The sequence below is a fragment of the Pseudomonas sp. RL_5y_Pfl2_73 genome (genome assembly GCF_963970515.1).
Lineage (GTDB): Bacteria > Pseudomonadota > Gammaproteobacteria > Pseudomonadales > Pseudomonadaceae > Aquipseudomonas.
This window is the reverse complement of record NZ_CAXAPD010000015.1, coordinates 1-20,385: the sequence shown is the minus strand read 5'-3', so window position 1 is coordinate 20,385 and position 20,385 is coordinate 1. Positions and strand designations below refer to the sequence as shown.

Annotated in this window: 15 protein-coding genes; 5 read left to right on the top strand and 10 right to left on the bottom strand. The window is 60.2% G+C overall.

Annotation, left to right across the window (positions count from 1 at the left end; translation table 11 throughout):
• Positions 1–5: 5 nt before the first annotated feature.
• The 4 genes from AACY42_RS16040 to wecB are packed head-to-tail and all read right to left on the bottom strand — an operon-like array spanning position 6 to position 8,158.
• Positions 6–2,552 carry an NfrA family protein gene (locus AACY42_RS16040; protein WP_339480786.1) on the bottom strand — a complete coding sequence of 849 codons (2,547 nt, stop codon included), beginning with the start codon at positions 2,550–2,552 and terminating at the stop codon, positions 6–8.
• Complete coding sequence (locus AACY42_RS16035; protein ID WP_339480784.1) at positions 2,549–4,663, bottom strand: glycosyl transferase family protein; 2,115 nt, start codon at positions 4,661–4,663, stop codon at positions 2,549–2,551. Before AACY42_RS16035 ends, AACY42_RS16040 begins: the two co-directional genes overlap by 4 nt.
• A gap of 12 nt (positions 4,664–4,675) precedes the next feature.
• Positions 4,676–6,889: a hypothetical protein gene (locus AACY42_RS16030; protein ID WP_339480783.1), complete on the bottom strand. Its 2,214-nt coding sequence runs from the start codon at positions 6,887–6,889 to the stop codon at positions 4,676–4,678.
• Positions 6,890–6,925: 36 nt separating this feature from the next.
• Positions 6,926–8,158 (bottom strand): non-hydrolyzing UDP-N-acetylglucosamine 2-epimerase, encoded by a 1,233-nt coding sequence (gene wecB, locus AACY42_RS16025; RefSeq protein ID WP_339480987.1) that lies wholly within the window; start codon positions 8,156–8,158, stop codon positions 6,926–6,928.
• Positions 8,159–9,085: 927 nt separating this feature from the next.
• Between wecB and AACY42_RS16020 the strand changes: the two genes are divergently transcribed.
• From AACY42_RS16020 to AACY42_RS16005, 4 genes are all read left to right on the top strand, one after another.
• Positions 9,086–9,646, top strand: coding sequence for a TRAP transporter small permease (locus AACY42_RS16020; RefSeq protein ID WP_339480781.1), 561 nt, complete (start codon positions 9,086–9,088; stop codon positions 9,644–9,646).
• A complete protein-coding gene (locus AACY42_RS16015) occupies positions 9,643–10,923 on the top strand; it encodes a TRAP transporter large permease subunit (protein ID WP_339480780.1) in 1,281 nt (426 codons plus the stop codon). The genes AACY42_RS16020 and AACY42_RS16015 overlap by 4 nt, the downstream gene beginning before the upstream one ends.
• A gap of 55 nt (positions 10,924–10,978) precedes the next feature.
• The gene (locus AACY42_RS16010; protein WP_339480779.1) at positions 10,979–11,998 is read left to right on the top strand and encodes a TRAP transporter substrate-binding protein; all 1,020 of its coding nucleotides are present in this window, start codon (positions 10,979–10,981) and stop codon (positions 11,996–11,998) included.
• A gap of 266 nt (positions 11,999–12,264) precedes the next feature.
• Positions 12,265–13,935 carry a BCCT family transporter gene (locus AACY42_RS16005; protein ID WP_339480778.1) on the top strand — a complete coding sequence of 557 codons (1,671 nt, stop codon included), beginning with the start codon at positions 12,265–12,267 and terminating at the stop codon, positions 13,933–13,935.
• A gap of 48 nt (positions 13,936–13,983) precedes the next feature.
• Here AACY42_RS16005 and AACY42_RS16000 read toward each other — a convergent pair whose 3' ends face one another.
• The 6 genes from AACY42_RS16000 to AACY42_RS15975 form a co-directional block, all read right to left on the bottom strand.
• Entirely contained in the window at positions 13,984–14,703 is a 720-nt protein-coding gene (locus AACY42_RS16000; protein ID WP_339480776.1) for a 3'-5' exonuclease, read from the bottom strand.
• On the bottom strand, positions 14,700–16,577 hold the full coding sequence (locus AACY42_RS15995) for a DUF294 nucleotidyltransferase-like domain-containing protein (protein ID WP_339480773.1): 1,878 nt from the start codon (positions 16,575–16,577) through the stop codon (positions 14,700–14,702). Before AACY42_RS15995 ends, AACY42_RS16000 begins: the two co-directional genes overlap by 4 nt.
• 96 nt (positions 16,578–16,673) lie before the next feature.
• On the bottom strand, positions 16,674–17,465 hold the full coding sequence (locus tag AACY42_RS15990) for a transporter substrate-binding domain-containing protein (RefSeq protein WP_339480770.1): 792 nt from the start codon (positions 17,463–17,465) through the stop codon (positions 16,674–16,676).
• 92 nt (positions 17,466–17,557) lie between these two features.
• On the bottom strand, positions 17,558–17,764 hold the full coding sequence (locus AACY42_RS15985; RefSeq protein WP_339480769.1) for a hypothetical protein: 207 nt from the start codon (positions 17,762–17,764) through the stop codon (positions 17,558–17,560).
• A 161-nt stretch (positions 17,765–17,925) separates the two neighbouring features.
• Positions 17,926–18,558, bottom strand: a complete 633-nt coding sequence (locus tag AACY42_RS15980; RefSeq protein ID WP_214512347.1) for a response regulator — start codon at positions 18,556–18,558, stop codon at positions 17,926–17,928.
• Between the two features lie 31 nt (positions 18,559–18,589).
• Positions 18,590–19,951 (bottom strand): cache domain-containing protein, encoded by a 1,362-nt coding sequence (locus AACY42_RS15975; protein WP_339480763.1) that lies wholly within the window; start codon positions 19,949–19,951, stop codon positions 18,590–18,592.
• 238 nt (positions 19,952–20,189) lie between these two features.
• Here AACY42_RS15975 and AACY42_RS15970 point away from each other — a divergent pair.
• The coding region (locus tag AACY42_RS15970; RefSeq protein WP_335945250.1) for a carbon starvation CstA family protein at positions 20,190–20,385 on the top strand (196 nt) is incomplete at its 3' end.

Genomic DNA, 20,385 nt, shown 5'->3' with positions numbered 1-20,385 from the left:
CGTCCTCAGTAGGAGTAGGTCAGGCGCGCGAACACGCCTTTGGCGCGGTCCTCGCCAAACACCCTGGCCCGGTATTGCAGGGACAGGTCCACATAGGAACGTGGTGCGTTGTAGGCGTCTTCCCGGAACCAGTAACGTACGTTGTTTCCTATCCCGATCCCCCCGGCGTCGCCGGAAGAAAAGCCGCCGCCGGCTTTGCTCTTCATCTTGGAATCGTAGTCGATCGCCGCGACGACATGAGGGAAGCTCACCCAGCGCGAGCCGGTTCCACCGATGGCGTAGCTGCGACCCACTTGCCATTCGCTGTTGAAGTAGTCGCGCGAGTCGTTGATGTAGTGGCCGACCTCGGCGTAAAGCTGCGAAGTCCACCAGCTCGGCACATCGACCCGCAGATCGGTGCCGATGCTCGAACCGTAGCCCAGCCGCACCAGCCAGTCGCCGTCGACATTGGAAGATCCAAGCGGGAAGGTCCGTTCAAGGGCGGCCATGATGTTGACCGAACTGAAGGGCTTGACCCGCACGCCGAGAGCGCCTTGCAAAGCATCCGCACCGGTGTCCGAATCGCTGTTCCTGCTCCACAGGGTGTCGGTGATGCGTCCGTAGAGTTCGACGAAGCGGCCATTGCGGTAGCCCAACGGACGCCACGACAGTTCGGTGCTGTTTTGCAGCAGGTCATTGCTTTCGCTGCCGCTGCCACTGGTGCCCGGGGCGGCGCTCAGACCACTGGAACTGTTGCCGCGATAGCTGGTGGTGCTGGTCAGGCCGAGTCTGCGCGATACATCGCCGACGGTGCGACGGGTATCGAACAACTGTTGTGCGGACAGCGGCGTCTCAGCGGTTTCTTGCCCATCGATGACGCGCTCGAAGTACGCCACGGCTTCGTCGTCTTCATGCAGGTGCATCGCGTTGTAGGCGGCGTCTTGGGCCGCCGCCGTGGTCAATGGCGTACTGGCGTCGGCCTTGCGGAACGCATCGTGAGCCGCCTCATCGTCTCCGGCCTGCATCGAGAGGTAGGCGACCTGCAGATCGCTCACCGACGCCAGTTCGCCCGTAGCCCGCGCCTCTTGCAGGCGTTCGCGGGCGGTGCGGCGCTGACCGATGGCGGCATACAAACCGGCTTCTTCGTAGGCCGGCAGGCTGCCTAGCGCCAGGGCGCGGGTAAAGTCATCCCGGGCGCCAACATCGTCCCCGGATTGCTGGCGCAGGCGTCCACGCATGACCAATAGCCGGGCGTCGTCGCTATGGATTTGCAGGCCTTCGCCGGCGGCGGTGATGGCTTGGGGCAGGCGTTTCTGATCCGTCAGGGCGCTGACCAGCAGGTGCCGATACGCCGGGTTCTGCGGGGCGCGTGCGACGGCCTGGTTCGCCAGGGCGACTGCGGTCGTCGGGTCTTTGCGGGCGAGGGCGGTATAGGCCTGGGACGCCAGCGCAGTACCGGCATCATGGGAACTGCCCGGCCAGATCGCACAGGTCAGGCCGAAGGTGCTTTCCTGGCACTCCAGGGGCGGTGGTGGAAATTGGGCCAGGGTGTCCAGGCCTTTGTTTTTCTGGCGCAGCGCTGCACGGGCCGCACCGCTGCGACGGGTCACTTCATCGCTGTCGTCGTTGCCCAACGACTGCAACTGCTGCAGCGCGTACTGAGGCTCACCGCGCGCCAGGGCAGCGTCGACGGCAAAGAGACGGATGTCCCGGCGCTCGCTTGTCGACAAGCCAGGCAGGGACAGGGCGCGGTTCAGATCGGCCTGAGCTGGCTGCAACTTACCCTGACGATCCCGGGCGTAGCTGCGCAGGATCCATGGCGCGGCTTGGCGATCGTCCAGTTTCAGCGAGCCAGAGGCAGCCTGTTCGGCCGCGGGGTAATCCTTCGCCGCCAGCAGCGCACTGATGAGCAACTGCTGGTTGGCGGTGATTTCCGGGGCCCAGGCCACGGCTTTGCGCGCCTGGTCCACGGCCAGGGCTGTGTTGCCTTGCTCCAGCGCGCGATAGCCCTGGATTGCCAGCGGTACGGCGAGTTGACGGCGAATGGCTTTGCGACGCATCAACAACGTGTTGTCGTTGGCAAAGACGCCAAGGGCAGCGGCGGTGGCCCGGTCGGCTTCTTCCAAGTGTTGCTGGCGCTGCAAGGAGTCGATCAGCAACAGTCGATATTCACGGCGACGAGGTGCTTGAGCGATGGCCTTGCGGGCCGATTGTGTGGCGAGGCCGAATTGTTCGCGGTCATAGGCCTTGAACCCCTGGGACGCGGCGATAAAACCCGGTGCTGTGGTAGCGGGGCGCGACGCTGTCCGGGACAGGGGGTGGTCGCGCAGTTTCTTGTCTCGTTCGGCCAACTCAATCAGGGTGTTCAGGCGCGTCACGTCGGCCCGCTGGCGCAGGGCTTCGCGTGCCTTGGCGATGGCCAGGTCGTAGTCCTTGCGTTCGTAGGCGCTGTAGGCTTCGTTGGCGGCGGTATAGGCCGGACCGGACAATGGCAGCGGCAACGTTTCGGCAAGCGCAAACGCTGGTATCAGGCTCAGCCCCGTGGCCAAAAGGGTCAGGTAGGGGCGGTTCATGCCGGGAGCTCCGTTGGGTAGAGATTGTGCTGACGGGCCACGGCCTGTTCGATCGTCGAACGTGGCAGCACACCGCTGTCGACCAGGTAATCACCGATGCGGCCGTGGTGTTGCGGCCGGTACTGGAGCATGACGCGACTGAACTCGTCGCGATCGAGCAGGCCCATTTCGATCAGCAGGTCGCCCAACAGCGGTGCCCGGGCATTTGGCACGGTGTGGCCGTTGCGTGCAGGCAACTTGCGCAACAGCGCGAGAATTTCGCTTTCCCGGGCGATCAATTGCACCGGCTCGCTGCCCAGTTCGGCGCTGACCTGTTGCAGGCCTTCGTCAGACAAGGGGTTAGCGACGGCGATCTGTTCGCAGCCTTCGCTATTGCGTCCCAGGGGCACGACCCGCCAGCGCAAGGCAAACTCGGGGCTTAACGAGGATGTCGAGGCCGCGGCTTTCTCGGCGACATCAAAGACCCGGGGCAGGTCATTCTGGAACGCGATGGCTTCGGCCAGGGTTTCATCGTCCAGCCAGCCGTTGTTGAGCAGAATTCTCCCCAAAGGCACGTTGCGCGTTTGTTGTTCGTCGAGGGCGCTTTGCAGGGCCGTGTCGGTGATGGCTTGCCAGGACAGCAACACGCTGCCCAGGCGGCGTGGCGCGATGGCGACCAGGTCGGTGGAAGGGAAATCGTGCATGGTCTTGTCCCAGACCAGCTTGCGATTCATCACCTTGCCCACCAGGAACATGCGCCAGGCCCGGGAAGCGGCCATGAAGTTGACGAAATTGCCCACCAGCATGCGGGGCATGGACAGCAAGCCATGCTGCCAGCCGTACAGCACGGCGGTGAAGTAATAGCGGTGCAGGATGCGCCAGACCAAGGCGACGCCATTGGCCAACAGCAGGTATTTGACCGGGCCAATGCTTTCGAACGGCGTTGGGAAGGTGACATCCCACAAGCCGCTGTGGCGCAGAATGATCAAGCCCAGCAGTTGCACCAGAATGACGTAGGCGACGATGCTCACGAACGCCGTCACCACCCCCTTGCGATCACGAAACAGCAGGTATCGGTTGGCCAGCGAACCGTGCCAACCCATCTGCTCCCAGCCTTGCAAGCCGATGCCCAGGGTCCAGCGGGCCTTTTGCCGGAAGGCCGTGCGGAACGTGTCCGGGAAAAACTCGCGCACGCACAGTGGCATCGTCAGAGTCGATTCGTAAGGTTTGCGGAACCAGGATTTGCGCAGCACCCGGAACTGCACCGGGAAACGAACGAAAATCGCGTTCATGCCAACCTTGGCCAAGCGCGCGCCAACGTCGTAGTCCTCGGTGAGGCTGTCGGTGTTGAACGGCTGGTTTTCGGTTTCACCGGCCAGCACCCGCAGGGCGCGATGGGAAAAGCAAGTGCCAACGCCGGCCGAGGGCACGGTGTCGGTCATGCTTTCACGCACCACCAGGTCCTTGCCGTGCCATTCGGCGAACTCGTCCATGTAGACACCCGCCACCCATTCGTACCAGTTGCGCTCCAGCGACACCACGGGCAACTGGATCATGTCCTTGCGCGGCAACAGGTAGTTGAACAGGCGCAGTTCCAGCGGATGCAGCACGTCCTCGCTGTCGTGCAGGACGACGCCGGCGAAGGTCATACCATGGGTTTTCTCATGCAGGAAAATCGCCTGGATCACCCAGTTCAAGCAGTCGGCCTTGCAGGTCGGCCCGGCATGGGGCACTTCGACACGGTGCAGTTGTTTGTAGCGCCTGCGCATCCGTTCGACTTCGTCGATGGTGCGCTGGTCGTTGATGTACGTACCGACGAAGACCACGTAGTTCTGATAGTCGAGGGTCGACACCATGTTCTCGATCATCGGTGCGATGACGTCGTATTCCAACCAGGCCGGCACCATGATCGCCAGGGGCTGTTCGTCCCGGGCCAACAATTGCTCGACGGTCAGCGGCCGGTAGCGGCGGTCCACGGTGAGCTTTCGGTACAGGCGACGAGACCAGTACCACACGTCAACGATCAGATCATCCAGGCTGGAGATCAGGATCAGCACCGCGACGATAATGGTCGCGATCTCCAGGTAGTTGTAGTAATGGGCCAGCCAATAGGGCCAATAAAGCGACGTCATCGAAGGGTACCGTTACTGGCGATTGCGACGGGCGCTACGGCCTGCCAGCAACAAGAGGAGGAACAGGATAATGGCGCCCGGGATCAGCCAAAGCAGCGAAGGTTTTCGCCAGGCGTCCAGACCTTTGGGTTCTTCGCGGTCGATCAGCAGGCTACCGCTTGGGTCTTGGGTATCGAAGATCGCCACGGCCCCGTTGTTGCCCAGAATCGCCACGTCGCCACGGGTCAGCACAATCGGCTTGGCCAGGCTTGGCGGCTGGTTGCCCAGGGCCCGGTAGACCAGGCCGTACTGGCCTGCGGTCTGCACCACTTGCAGCGAGGCCAATTGGTTGAGGGGTTGTATGTCCAGCAACACCTGGTCCTTGTGGTTGATGCGCAGGCGACCTTGCTCATCGACCTGGACCGATTCCTGGCTGTCCTTGAGCGGCAACTCGAAGGCCAGGAAGGCTTTGTCCGGGCTGACGACGGCGTTCGCATCAGCGCTGACCTTGAGCTGCGCGCGCAGCGGCGAAACACCGCTGGCATCGGCCACCGAAATGACCCGCGCCAGACTGCTGGCCGGTTGGTCGAGGTAGGCCCGGGGAACCAAAATCTGGGTGTCCACGGCGAAGCGTGCGGCCATGCCTGAGAAATCGTCGTCCAGCGCCGCTTTTTCCAGGACGATGTGGCTGGTCGGCAGGACCGATACGGGGAAGGCTTGCGGCGTTTCCAGGCAGCGGTCACTGACCGGCTGGCGCTGGAACGATACGCGCAAGGTGTTTTTCGAGCCCAGGGCGTAGCGCGGGATGTGGGCCTGGATGCGCTGCGGCTCACCGTTGGCGGTCAGTTGCTGCGCGCCGATCAGGAAATCATTGAAAAACAGCGAGGCCACCGGTGCTGTAGGGGAAGCACCCGGGGCGGCGGAGACGTCGACCACGGCCGTGACGGGCACGCGACCGTCGTAAGCCACGCTGCCCAGGGGGAACGAAGTGCTCCAGTCGAATCGCGAGGCCACGTCGAAGTTGCCAGGGGCGCCGCCCAGTCGCGACAGGGCAACACGGCCATCGTCGCTCAACGGTGTTTGCGCTTCGCTCACGGTCAATTGGCGACTTGTCGCCAGTTTGCTCCAGGTCGAACCGAGCAGCGACAAGGCTTTGCCGGTGGATTGTGGGGCGATCATCAGGACCGGGCGAGTGCCCAGCAGCGCCAGGCGTACGCTGTCGGTGTCGGCGCTCGCCAGTGCGGCGTTGATGTGCTGTTTGCGCCATAGGCTCAGCGCGCTGGCTGCCGTTGTGTCGAGGCCCTGGACCTGGCTTTGCAAGGCGTCCAGAGACTGGTTGATGGCCTTGAGCAGCTCCGGGTCGTTGATCGCCAGGTCAGCCTGTACGTTCGGGGTCTGGCCCAACACCAGCAGTGCGCCGATCTCGGCCGGGTTGGCCAAGCTGTGCGGGCCTTTGCCGTTGAGGCTGGCGAAGGCAGGAATGCTCAATAGCTCGGCAGGGATGCGCAGGCCGCTCAAGTCCACGCTGTCCTGCACGACAGGGAAGGGCAGGATGCGGCTGTGTTTGCCGATGCGCTCCAGTGCGACACCCAGGCGCCAGGCCGAATCGTAGCTGGCGGCGGACAACGCGCCAGGGGCGACGAGAATGCCGGGCTCGCCGGGCAGGGCCGCCCAGGCCGCACCGACGTCGCGCAACTGGCTGGCGTCGTAGCTGTAGCTCAGGCGCGTCTCGGGTTGGATGCGCAGCACATTGCCGATGACCCGATCATCTTCGCACAACGGCCGAGGCACCACCGAGGACCAGGCAATGCCCAGGCGCACCAGGCCGTTGTCACGTGCGGCCTTGTGGACGCCGAGTGTGGCGCTGGCATCGCCTTGTGCCTCGCTGAGCCCTTCGGCGCGCACTGGGTAGCCATCGAGGGACAGTAGCAGGGTGTTGCGACCGCCTTCACCATTGAGGTAGTTGGCATCCAGTTGCAAGGTGGCGTCATCGAGCGCAACGCCGGCGGGCACCGGCAGGTAGAGCTCGCGGCGGGCGTCGCTGGCGCTCAAGAGGATCGGCGCGGTGATGCCCAGGTCGCTCAAGCGCACTTCACGTGTCTGGCGGGTATCGGCGTTGAGTCGATGAATAGCCTGGGTCAGCGGGCTATCCGCAGCCAGGGCAAAGGTCGGCATGAGCGCGAGCAGGCTCAGGCCACAGGCAAGGGCGCTGAGCGCGCCCGTAGGGTTGGCAACGGAAGGCTTCATTCAGGCAAATCTCGATCTGATAAGGGTGGATAGCAGTTATGAGGTGAAATCGACGAGCAACTCCCGTGGCGCGGACGTTGGCGCATATGCCAGTTCCTGGGACGAATGCGCCTGGCCCACGACAAAGTCGCTGACCGGGCGCCCCATCAGGGTATCGACGATGCGTTGGCTGGCCTTGCCATCGCCATAGGGGTTGGCGGCCTGTGACGCTCGGCGCCACAAGGCCTCGTCGTCGAACAGCGCGTCCACACCGGCGACGATCGAGGCGGGGGAAGTGCCCACCAGGCGCACAGTGCCGGCGGCCACGGCTTCGGGGCGTTCGGTGACGTCGCGCATCACCAGCACGGGCTTGCCCAGGGACGGCGCTTCTTCTTGCACGCCGCCAGAGTCGGTGAGGATGACGTGGGCGTGTTGCATCAGGCGCACAAAGGCCAGGTAATCCAGCGGTTTGATCAAATGCACATTGAGCAGATCGCCCAGTTGTTCGGTAACCGGCCCCAGTACGTTCGGGTTGAGGTGCACCGGGTAGACGATCTGGATATCCGGGCGCTGGGCCAGTTGGCGCAGGGCCTTGCAGATGTCCAGGAAGCCTTCGCCGAAGTTCTCCCGGCGGTGACCGGTCACCAGCAGCAGCTTGCTTCCGGTTTGCAGGAACGGGAACTGTTGGTCCAGTTCGTCACGCAGCCGGGCATCATCATTGATGCGTCGGGCCGTCAGTTGCAGCGCGTCGATCACGGTGTTGCCGGTCACCAGGCAACGACCTTGCAGGCGTTCGCCCAGCAGGTTGTCGCGTGACTGTCCGGTGGGAGCAAACAGCAGGTCGGCGCTGAGGTCGATGCACCGGCGGTTCATTTCTTCCGGCCAGGGGCTGTAGATGTCACCGGTGCGCAGACCGGCTTCCACATGGCCGACGGGAATGCGTCGATGGAAGGCGGCCATCGAAGCGACCATGGCCGAAGTGGTATCGCCATGGACCAGTACCCGATCCGGCCGGGTCTGCTCCAGTACCGGGTCGATGGCGCTGTACAACGCGGCAGTCAGGGAGTTGAGTGTCTGGTGCGGTGTCATCACGTCAAGGGTGAAGTCGGCCTTGAGGTCGAACAGGTCCAGCACCTGCTTGAGCATGCTTTGATGCTGGCCGGTGACGCAGATCAGCGACTCGATACCGGGTTCTGCGGCGAGGGCTTTGACCAAAGGTGCCATCTTGATGGCTTCTGGACGGGTACCGAAGATCGAAAGGATCTTGATCCGTGAGTCTTGAATAGCGATGACGTCCTTCCTCGCGCAGTTTTCTGCGCCGCACAACAGCCGTCCAAGCACAACAATGTGGTTGGGCAAGCCAGCGGTCTAAGTTAATTGGATCCAATATCAGTTAGATACTTACGAGCACGGGAAGTGACGTAGTGGTATCTTGATCTGGGCCGTCAAATTAATAACATTAAAGCTCGTTGCCGCAAAGTTTTATATGTGAAGTTTAAATATTTTTTTAAAAGGGGCTTCTTGGAAGGGCGAAAAAGAGGCTCTCCTGGAGATCTTTAGAATCTTATTACTATTTGATTAATAAGATTTTTTTTGTCTTTTTTCGAGATGCGGCGTGGCTGCGCGGGCGGCAGCAGGCGATGCTGACGGTTTTTTGACAGGCGGCGCCAATGTTTTTGTAAGAGATTTGCTCGCCATTAAAATGGCGCCTACATATTGTCAAAGTTGCTTAGTTCTCTAGTACCTTAGTGCCAATTCTTATAAGTGTGTAAAAAGTTCCATTTAAATTACGTTTTTATTTTAAAAAATTTACGCATGTGCACATTGTCGATGTTTATAAGCGGCGTGATTCTTAATTGGACTGAGTGATGTTTGATACGTTCTTGAATAGCTCTAATGCCCTCGCAAACCCAATTCGCCTCTAGCCGATAATCGCACGCTTTGTAATGTGTTCGCGCCAGGGATATTGACCAAACTAACTGGTTGGTACATTTTAGGTGCCGTACGTCTTGCGACGCATTGCCAAGACCATAATAAAAAAGTAGAGGAACACCTCATGCGGATCTATCTGCAAACCCCCGATGCCTTTCCCTCGCTCTGTCGCACCTGGTCTGGAATTCCCGGCAGTACCTGCGTCTGGATTCGATAGCGGACACCGCTACCGTTCCACCGCGCCGGTTGGACCCCCGGCATCCGACAATCCGAGAGGCCTTCAAGATGACAAAAGTCGTCGATCTGTATTTCAAGCTGCTCAAGCTACTGATCGTGTTGTGCATGGTCGCGATGATCGTGCTGGTGTTCGGCAATGTGGTGCTGCGTTATGCCTTCAACTCTGGCATCAGTGTGTCGGAGGAGTTGTCGCGCTGGTTCTTCGTCTGGATGATTTTTCTCGGTGCCCTGGTGGCGCTCAAGGACCGTGCTCACCTGGGCATGGACAGCCTGGTCAAGCGCTTGCCGCCGGCCGGCAAGCGTATCTGCCTGGTCATCAGCCATCTGCTGATGCTGTACATCTGCTGGCTGATCTTCAGTGGCAGTTGGCAACAGGCCGCGATCAACCTGAATGTCGTTGCCCCGGCGTCAGGTTTGTCCATGGCACTGTTTTACGGTGCTGGCCTGGTGTTTGGCGCCAGTGCCGCAGCGATCCTGTTCTACGAGCTCTACCTGGCGCTGTTTGGCAAGCTCGGGGATAACGAGCTGGTGATGGTCAAGGCCAACGATGCCGAGGAAATCACCCATAACCCCGTCACCGCTGACCCCATCAAGAGTACCCGCCCATGACACTGGTTATTTTCCTCGGGTCCTTGATTGGCAGCATGGCACTGGGCATGCCCATTGCGTTTGCCTTGCTGGTGGTCAGCGTGGCGTTGATGTTCTACCTGGATCTGTTTGACGCGCAAATCATTGCCCAGAACCTGCTCAACGGGGCGGACAGTTTCCCGCTAATGGCTGTGCCGTTCTTCATGCTGGCCGGCGAAACCATGAACGTCGGTGGCCTGTCCAAACGCATCGTCAACATCGCCATGGCGCTGGTGGGGCACAAGCGTGGTGGCCTCGGTTATGTGGCGATCATCGCGTCCTGCCTGCTGGCGTCGCTCTCCGGTTCGGCCGTGGCCGATGCGGCGGCACTGGCGGCGTTGCTGGTGCCGATGATGGTGCTGGCCGGGCACAATCGGGCGCGCTCGGCGGGTTTGATTGCTGCCGGTGGCATTATCGCGCCGGTCATTCCCCCGAGCATTGGCTTTATTGTCTTTGGCGTGGCCTCCGGCGTGTCGATCTCCAAGTTGTTCCTGGCCGGCATCGTGCCAGGGATCATGCTCGCAATGGCGCTGGCCATTGCCTGGTGGTTCGTCTCCCGCAGCGAGAATGTCGAGACGCCACCCAAGCAATCCCGTGCCCAGGTCTTGCGGGCATTGGTTCAGGGCAGCTGGGCCATGGGCTTGCCGATCATCATTATTTTTGGCCTCAAGTTCGGCATTTTTACCCCGACGGAAGCGGCAGTGGTGGCGGCGGTCTATTCGCTATTCGTCTCTCTGGTGATCTACCGGGAAATGAAAGTCAGCCAGTTGTACGAGGTGATCCTGTCCTCGGCCAAGACCACTTCGGTGGTGATGCTGCTGGTCGCCGCCGCCATGGTTTCTTCCTGGCTGGTGACTATTGCCGATCTGCCGAGCCAACTGGCGGCGGTGCTCGAGCCGTTTATGAACAGCCCGACCCTGCTGTTGGTAGTCATCATGCTGATGATCATCCTGGTCGCTACGGTCATGGACATGACGCCAAGCATCCTCATCCTTACACCGGTGCTGATGCCGGCGGTTACCCAGGCGGGCATCGACCCGGTTTACTTTGGCGTGTTGTTTCTGATCAACACCGCCATCGGCCTGATTACCCCGCCCGTAGGCACAGTGCTCAATGTGGTGAGTGGGGTTTGCAAGCTCAATATCGAAGAGATCGTTCGTGGCGTGTGGCCGTTCCTGCTGGCGCAACTGGTGGTGCTGTTCCTGCTGGTCGTGTTCCCACAACTGGTCTTGGGCCCGCTGAAATTCTTCACCGGTTGAGGCCGGTGCAAGCCGTAGTAGCTCAACTTAAAAACAATAACGATCGGAGAGTGACATGGGACAACTGATGAAAACCCTGTTGGCCGGGGCGTGCGCAACGGGACTGCTGCTGGGTAGCGTGGTCAGCCACGCAGATGAAATCCGCGAACGCACCCTGCGATTCGCGTTCCAGAACGTCAAGGAGCATCCACAAGGGCAGGGCGCGCAGAAGTTTGCCGATCTGCTCAGCGAAAAGAGCGGTGGCAAGATCAAGGTCCGCCTGTTCCCCGGCGGTACGCTGGGCGGCGACGTGCAAACGGTGTCGGCGTTGCAGGGCGGCACATTGGACATCACGGTGCTCAACTCCGGGATCCTGGCCGCCCAGGCACCGGATTATGCCATGCTCGACTTCCCGTTCCTGTTCAACAACGTCGAGGAAGCCCATGCGGTCATCGATGGGCCGGTCGGGCAGAAACTGGCGGCGCAACTGGACAGCAAAGGGCTCGTCGGGCTGGGTTATTGGGACCTGGGCTTCCGTAACCTGACCAACAGCAAGCACCCGGTGACCAAGCTTGAAGACATGCAGGGCTTGAAGATTCGCGTCATCCAGTCACCGATCTACCTGGAGACTTTCTCCGCCCTGGGCGCCAACCCGGTGCCGATGGCGTTCCCCGAGGTCTACACGGGCCTTGAACAGCACACCATCGACGGTCAGGAAAACCCTTTCACGGTGATTGAGGGCAACAAGTTCTACGAGGTGCAGAAGTATCTTTCCGTCACGGGCCACATCTTCAACCCGCAGTCGCTGATCATCAGCCAGAAAACCTGGAACCGCCTCAACGATGATGAAAAAGCGCTGATCCGCTCGGCCGTGGCCGAGGCGCAAACATTCCAGCGTGACGTCACGGCCGCGAGCATGGACAAGGCCAAGGTCACGTTGGCCGCTGCAATGACCGTCAATGAGATCAGCCCGGCCGAGAAGGACCGCTTGCGTGAGCGGGTGAAGCCGGTGGTCGACAAGTTCGCCAAATCCCTGGATGGCGAGCTGGTCAAGATGATGTATGACGAAATTGCCAAGGTGCGTGCCGCGCAGTGAGTTGAAGCCAGCCCCCGAGTGACGGGGCTATGAAGGGTGTCGGTGGCTGTCTCGGCACCCTTCGTTGCGTCTGGGATAAAGGCCAGCGCTGCGCCTCACTCGGCTCAGGTTGCCGTTAGTAGAACAGTCATGGCCGGTCTCAATGTTCCAACCATTGCTCTAAACTTGTTAGGCTATGGCACACATATCTCGTTTTCATTTTGGACCAGCGGGACTCATCAGACCACAGGCGCGCATGCGCGTGCTGTATATCAAAGGAGATTCACGTGGGTAAAAATCCTGTCGACGATCTATCAGGAAGACCTCAGACGCCCGGCACGGAGGGAATACCAGCCCCCAGCGGCGAGGCAAATCTCATTGAAACAGACTATGTCATAGGACAGGACAATATCAGCGGTGAGTTTTCGTTCTCTCTGGATATCCATGGCAAAGTCTTCCTCATCTCCGCCGCCACCATTCTGTTGTTCGTCGTCGTAACATTAGCCCTGCAAAACGAAGTCGAACCGCTCTTCAGCGCAATGCGCAGTTGGTTGACCCGACACTTGGCCTGGTTCTTCCTGAGCGCAGGCAATATCTTCGTATTACTGTGCCTGGCGTTGATAGTTTCGCCATTGGGCAAGGTCCGATTGGGCGGTCGCGACGCCACGCCGGATCATACGTATCTGGGCTGGTTCTCCATGTTGTTCGCCGCCGGGATGGGCATCGGGTTGATGTTCTATGGTGTTGCCGAGCCGATGTCGCATTACGCTTCCGCGATGGGCGGAGTCACGGTCGATGCCAGTGGCGTGCGTACGGATTGGGCACCCCTTGATGGTGCAAAGGGGGACATGAAAGGTTCTGCGGAGCTGGCGATGGCTGCGACTATCTTTCACTGGGGGCTACATCCTTGGGCAATCTACGCCATCGTTGCGTTGTCCCTGGCGCTGTTTTCCTTCAACAAAGGCTTGCCGCTGTCGATACGCTCGATTTTTTACCCGCTGCTGGGTGAGCGTGTCTGGGGATGGCCCGGGCACATCATCGACATCCTGGCGGTCTTTGCCACGCTGTTTGGGCTGGCGACCTCGCTGGGTATCGGTGCCGAGCAGGCCTCTGCGGGGATTGAGCACTTGTTTGGTATCCCGTCCACCAATGTCAGCAAGGTGGTGCTCATCATCGGCATCACTCTGATTGCGCTGTGTTCGGTACTCGCCGGGCTGGAGAAGGGCGTCAAGCTGCTGTCCGAAATCAACATGGGCCTGGCGCTCCTGTTGCTGCTATTCATCATTGTCGTCGGGCCAACCGTGGCCATCCTCACCGGGTTTTTCAAGAACGTGGTGACCTATGCGCAATACCTGCCGGCATTGTCCAACCCTTTCGGGCGAGCGGACACTGAGTTCACCCAGGGGTGGACGGCGTTCTACTGGGCCTGGTGGATCAGTTGGTCCCCATTCGTCGGTATGTTCATCGCCAGGGTCAGTCGTGGCCGTACCGTTCGTGAGTTTCTGATTTCGGTATTGCTGGTGCCTTCGCTGGTGTCGGTGCTGTGGATGACGACCTTTGGCGGGACGGCCATTGATCAGGCCACCCTGCAAGGCCTCAGCGGCGTGAAGGACGCTGTCCTGGAACTCAAGCTGTTCGCAATGTTTGAAGCGCTTCCCCTCAAGGAAATCTCGTCTCTGCTGGGCATTGTGTTGGTGATCGTGTTCTTCATCACCTCCTCGGACTCCGGCTCGCTGGTGATCGATACGATCACCGCGGGCGGAAAGGTTGACGCACCCGTTCCGCAGCGGGTCTTCTGGGCTGTCATTGAAGGGGTGATCGCCATCGCACTGTTGCTGGGAGGGGGGCTGGTGGCCTTGCAGGCCATGGCGGTGTCCACCGGATTACCCTTCGCCATTGTCCTGCTGGTGGGCTGCGTTTCGCTGGTCAAGGGATTGCTGTCCGAACCGCGATCCTGATGGTCAACGAGTGCCGATGATGGAACGGGTCATGTTCCATCGTCGGCCTCAGTCCCAAAGTTCTCCAATCGCAACGTCAGGGCTGTAGTCAGTGGCTATTTGCGCTTGCAGCAGCTCGGCCGTGGCCAAGGCATCGGTCAAGGCCTGATGGGCATGGTAGGGCGGCAGGTGATAGCGCGTCCGACTGTCCGCCAGTCGGACGGAGGTGGGAGGGCGTTGCAACAGTCGGTCTAGCCAGCTGCGATGGCCCCGGACTTGCCGCGCTTCGAGTTGCATGGTGTCAATGACTGGAAATTGCAGGCCTTCTCCCCAGTAGTGACGAAACGCCTGGTCCAGGAAGTCACGTTCGATGGTCCGGTAGTGCACGACCATGATTTTTCCCGTCATTGCTTCCAGCAGGTGTTCCATGATGTCCGGCAACCGGGGGGCATGGCGAATATCGGCGTGGGTGATGCGATGGAAAGTTACCGATTCGTGGGTTAGTTGCGCGGGTTTGATGATCCAGTACAGCGCTTCGCCGCAGCGTATCCGCTTGAGCGTCAACGGTATCAAGCCAATGCTGACGATGCTGTCGCTACAGGCATTCAAACCGGTGGTTTCCAGGTCCAACGCCAGCAGGTCCACCTGCTCCAACGGCGTCTGTCCGTTGGCAACGCCGGCTTGGTAGAAGCGCTGCAAGAGAGGGTGTCTGGCTTGCTGTGCCAGCTGTTCAAAGCGTGCCGGCCAGTCCAGTGTTGTCTGCCTCTGCGCGTTCCGTGAATCGCTCATCGTGTTGGCCGTGCGTGGCCGGGATAGCGGAAGCGCAAGAATTTTTGCGCATTGCTCAACACCTGGAACGCTTCCTTGAGGTTGTGGCGCTCAATGGTGGAAAAACGCTCGGGCACGATGTAGTTGTCTGGTGTCCGACCTTGTTCGATGGCATGGGCCTGGTGCCGTATTCGCACCATCGATAGGAACTCCAATGCGTAGCGTAGATGATCAATGGCTTGCGGTTGCAGCCATTTCGTCGTGCTGATGGCGTCGAGTCGGTCAAAGGAGTTTTGTGCGGTACTCCCGCACGCCAGCGCATGAATTCGGATCAGGTCGGTAAGGGGCGCCGTGCCACGTCCCTTCAGGTTGATGATCTGCTTTTGCTCCCCGTCGGTTTCCATGACAAACGTGCGGAAGAAACCCAGGGGCGGCGTCCTATTCAGTGCGTTACGGGCCATTGCTGTCAGGAAGGCGGGCGTGGCCCTTGATTTTTCAGCGCAAAGCGCTTTGAGCCCGTTGACCATTTCCAGCCGACCATAGACCCCGTCCAGGTCAAAGAAAATACACGCGTTAAGCAGGGTGGCAGCGTTCGGCTTTTCAATCCACTGGGTGAAATAGTCGCGCCAGACTCGCAACGGCTGACGCCACTGGGCGTTGGTCGCCATGATCCCGCCCTTGCAGTAGCTAAAGCCGCACGCGGCGAGTCCGTCACTGACGAATGTGGCCAGTTTCCTGAAGTACTCATCGTGCAGGATCGGGTCGAAACGATCATCCAGCACCAGGGCGTTGTCCTGATCGGTAACCAGCAACTGTTCGTCCCGGGCCATCGAGCCCAGCACCATGAAGCAGTAAGGCACCGGCGGCGGTCCCAACTCCCTTTCTGCCAGCTCGAACAGACGTTGGGTGAAGGCGCGGCCAATGCCTGAAATGGCGCTGCCGATCATGTGGGCGGTGGCACCGTCGCGCACCATGCGAATGTAGGTACCGCGTAGATCCCGTAGCAATGATCGCAGACCTTCGACGCTGGTCTGGTTGGAGATGCTGTTGACGAGGTACAAGCTGCTCTGGGACTCGTGCCGGATAATGTCCGACAGATTGATCAGGCCCAGAGCGCGCCCTTTATGCATCACCGGAAGGTGGTGAATATTGCTGCGAAGCATGCACAGCATGGCCTCGAACAGTGAGTCGTCGGCCTGGATGGCCACCGGATCGTTCGACATTACTTCGCCGATGGTGGTGCTGCCGCTACGGTTGGCGGCCACCACGCGAGTGCGCAGGTCCCGATCGGTCACGATGCCGAGCATTTTCCCGGGGTTATTCCCGGCCCGCTCCAGGACGACGACACAGGAAACGCTCTGTTCGGTCATCAGCTGTGCGGCTTCCTGGACGCTGGTGAGTGGTGTGACCCAGACCAGCTTCCGGGAAATCAATGCACGGGATTTAAGTTGGATCAAATCGCTCGCGCGCCCTTGGGCTTCAACGGCCGATTTGAGCCTGGAATGACCTTCGGCTTCGACAAAATCGGCGAAGCTGTCATGTCGTTTGCACAATTGGGCGATGACTTCCGCCGGGATGAAATAGATCAGGCTATCTTCCAGGGCCTTGGCCGGAAAACGCACCTTATTGCTGCGTAGCAGGCCGGCCTGACCGAAGATATCGCCTTCCACCAGGCGGTCGTACAACTCGCCGCTGCGCCGATAGATCTCGACTGCGCCGCTGCGTACGTAGTGGAGGTCATTGATGATGGCGCCCCCTTCGAGGATAACGCTACCGGCCTTGAAATAGGCGATCTCGACACGCCGGGCTATGTCTTCCAACGTTGCCTGGGGCAGGGCATCAAATGGGGGAAATCGATGCAGGTGCTCGCTGATTTCCAATAACTCGATTTGCATAGAGCCTCGTGGCTGTTCGCTTTAGAGAACCAACATGCCAGACCATGGCGTCGCGCACAAATCCGATACAGGCGAGCGTGCGCGAGCACCGGTTACTCACTGGCCTTCAGGCACCGCCAACCAGTTCCCAATGACCTTCTGATAGCTGCCGTTGGCCTTGCTCAGGTGCAGCCACTGATCGACGTACATCTTCCAGGTGGTGTCATCCCGAGGCAGCAGGTAGGCCTTCTCGCCATATTGCAGGTAGCGGGTCGGGTTGACCGCGCACAGGCCAGGCTTGAGTTTTTGCTGGTAGAGCGCTTCTGACGCGTCGGTAATCATCACGTCGGCTTTCTTGTCCAGCAGTTGCTGGAAGATGGTCACGTTGTCGTGGAAACTGAGCTGGCCGTTAGGCAGGAACGCCCGGACGAAGGCTTCGTTGGTGCCACCGGCCGGCTCGACAAGACGCACCGAAGGCTGGTTCATCTGTTCGAGGGTCTGGTACCGCGCCTGGTCTTCGCAACGCACCAGCGGGATCTTGCCATCCACGTCCAGAGAGTGACTGAAATAGGCTTTCTTCTGGCGCTCCAGCGTCACCGAAATCCCACCCATGCCGATGTCGCATTGACCGGCAACCATATCCGGCATCAGGGTTTTCCAGGTGGTCTGCACCCATTGCACCTTGACGCCCAGGCTGGCGGCCAGCGCGCGCGCCATGTCGATGTCAATGCCTTCGTATTCGCCGGTTGCGGTTTTAAAGGTATAGGGCTTGTAGTCGCCGGTGGTGCACACCTTCAGTTCGCCGCGCTGCAGGACCTGGTCCAGCAGCGAAGGGGCCGGCTCGGCCAGGGCACCGCCGGAGAGCGCCAACAGGCCACAGAGCGTCATCAAGCTTGTTATGTTTTTCATAGTGATTGGACGTCTCGCAACGCAAGGGAATGAGACCGGGGAGTGTAGTAAAAGCGCCGGCTCGCTGTCACTGCGGTGTTGATCGTGAGCCATCAACTGAGCGTCGTCGCGAGAGGCCGTCGTTGCAGGCTTTCCAGGTAGGCGCAGAACATGTCGGCCATGGCGTCGCCATAGACGGCAACTTCCACGGGACGGCTGGCAGTTACCCCCGCGCCTTGTTGGGCTGGACACCAAGTGACCCGAGTCTGTTGGCCGATCTTCAGCAGCCAGGCTATTGCACCGGATTCCCCGTAGGGCACAGGAGCTGTGTAGGAGCGCAGAAGCGTAGGAGCGTAGGAGCTGTCGAGTGCAACGAGGCTGCGATCTTGTTCCAGACAATTGAGTCGGAAGTGAAAGATCAAGATCAAGATCAAGATCAAGATCAAAAGATCGCAGCCCTCGGCAGCTCCTACATTTCCGCCTAGCGCGAAATAATCCCGTGGTCGATCGCGTATTTCACCAGGGCCGCGGGCTTGTCGATGTTCAGCTTGCGGCGAATGCTCAGGCGATGGGTCTCGACGGTGCGAACGCTGATGTCCAGTTCACGGGCCATTTCCTTGTTGTTCAGGCCCTGGACCATTTTGGACAACACTTGGCTCTCGCGTGGCGTCAGCTCGTTATCGGTGTGCGGGTCGGTGGCAAGCCGCTGGGCGATCTCTGCACTGTAGAACGTGCCGCCGCTGATGATGGCTTCGATGGCTGCGATGATTTCCCGCGACGGCGCGTTCTTGAGTACGTAGCCGCTGGCGCCGGAACGCACGGATTCGCTCACGTACTCGTAATTGTCGTACATGCTGAGGATGAGGATTTTGAGGCTGGGGTATTGCTTGCCCAGCAACCGGGTCAACTCGAGCCCGTTCATGTCCTTGAGGCTGATGTCCATCAGCAGCAGGTCGGGTTGGCTGCGACCGACCATTTCAATCGCTTGCGCACCGTTCTCAGCTTCGCCCACCACGTCCAGTCGGGGCATTACGGACAACAGGGCCTTGATGCCGTCGCGAACCAGGGAGTGATCATCGACCAGCGCGACGCGAATCACGGGAGGCAGGTTCATCGGCAGGTGCTCTTGTTGGAAGGGAGGCGCATCAGTTTTCCGTTACCGACAGGTTCATGGGCAGCAGGATGTCCAGTTCGCTTCGTCCCGGTGCCGAGGTCACTTCCAGGCGTCCGCCGAAATGCTCGACCCGTTCGCGGATATTGCGCAGGCCGATGCCGGCGTGGCCGCGCTCTACTTGCGGGACGTTGAAGCCCATCCCGTCATCGACCACCGTCAGGCGCAAGGACTGGCTGGAGCCGAACAGGGTGATACCGACACTTTTCGCCCCGGCATGGCGCTCGATATTGGTCAAGGCTTCCTGGGCAATACGGAATAGCGAGACAGGGGCGCCATTTTCCAAGCGGCAATCGAATTCGTTGCTTCGGTAGGACACTTCAAGCCCGCTGCGCTGTTGGAACTCGGTCGCGAGCTGGCCGATGGCGGCGGGCAGGCCCAAGGTGTCGAGCAGGGACGAGCGCAAGTCATGGGAGATGCTGCGGATTTCGCCGATGGCTTCGCCGAGCCGATCGGTTGCGCCCTTCAGGATGCCCAGGCCGTTTTCCTGGCCGTTTTCCAACACGTGGCTGGCCAGTTCGAACTGGAATTTTATCGACACCAGCAACTGGCTTATGCCGTCGTGCAGCTCGCGAGACACTCGCGAGCGTTCTTCTTCCTGCAAGCTGACGATGCGCTGGTTCAGCCGCTGCAGCTTTTTGTCGGCCAGGCGATGTTCGCTGACATTGAGGGTCATGCCGCCAGCGAACACCAGCAGGACCGCCACCAAGGCGATAGCGGCGATGGCTTGCATGGTGGTGTGGATGCCACGGGCGACCTCGTCGCGGGCTTGCTGGGTGGCGCGCTCGACGTCCTCCAGGTAGATCCCGGTGCCGAGCATCCAGCCCCATTGATCGAGCATCACGACATAGGCCAGCTTGTCGGTTACCTGGCCGGAGGAGGGCTTGTTCCAGGCATAGCGCTGGAACCCTTCGCCCGACTCGGCACTTTTGAGCAATGCCTGGATGACCGGCAGGCCGTAGGGGTCCTTCATGTCCCAGAGATCTTGCCCCACCAGTTCCGACTGACGGGCGTGCATGAGGCTGCGACCCTGGCGGTCGTACACGAAAAAGTAACCGTTGATGCCGAAGCTGAGCTTGCGCAATTCCTCCAGGACCTGCTGTTGCGCGCGCTCGTCGCCCTGGCCGTCGTTATAGAGCGGGGCGATCAGGCTCTGCGCCATCTCGACATAGTTCTTCAGCTCGGCACGCTTGCTCGCCAGGATGCTGTCTTCGATCAGTTGCGCCTGTTGGTCGCCCAACTGGCGATTGAGCGAGATCACCAGGGCGCAGATGACCGCGATGGCCAGGACCAGCGGCAAAATCCCGAGGGCGACGATTTTGTGTTTGAGCAGCATCTGTACTCCTGTCCGGACTCGGCGGGGAGGCGAATGGCGGCATCATATGCCAAACCCATGGATGAGGCATAAAACCTGTGGGCGTTGGTGTCTACGTAGAACTACGTAGGTAGCCCGTACGTAGTACTGCGGATTTATTTATTGACGACTTGCAGGGATATTGGGCCGGCTCCGAATAGCCGGGGCACACTATAAAAACAATCGCCGCAATCCACTGGATATCGGCAGGAGACACGCAATGACAACCCGTCTGGTTAAACACCTCGCCTGGTTTGCCGTGGCTGTTCTGGGAGCCTGTGCGTTGAGTGTCGTGGCCTTGCGCCGCGGCGAACCCATCAACGCCCTCTGGATCGTCGTCGCGGCCGTGGCCATCTACCTGGTCGCCTACCGCTACTACAGCCTCTTCATCGCCAATAACGTGATGCAACTCGATG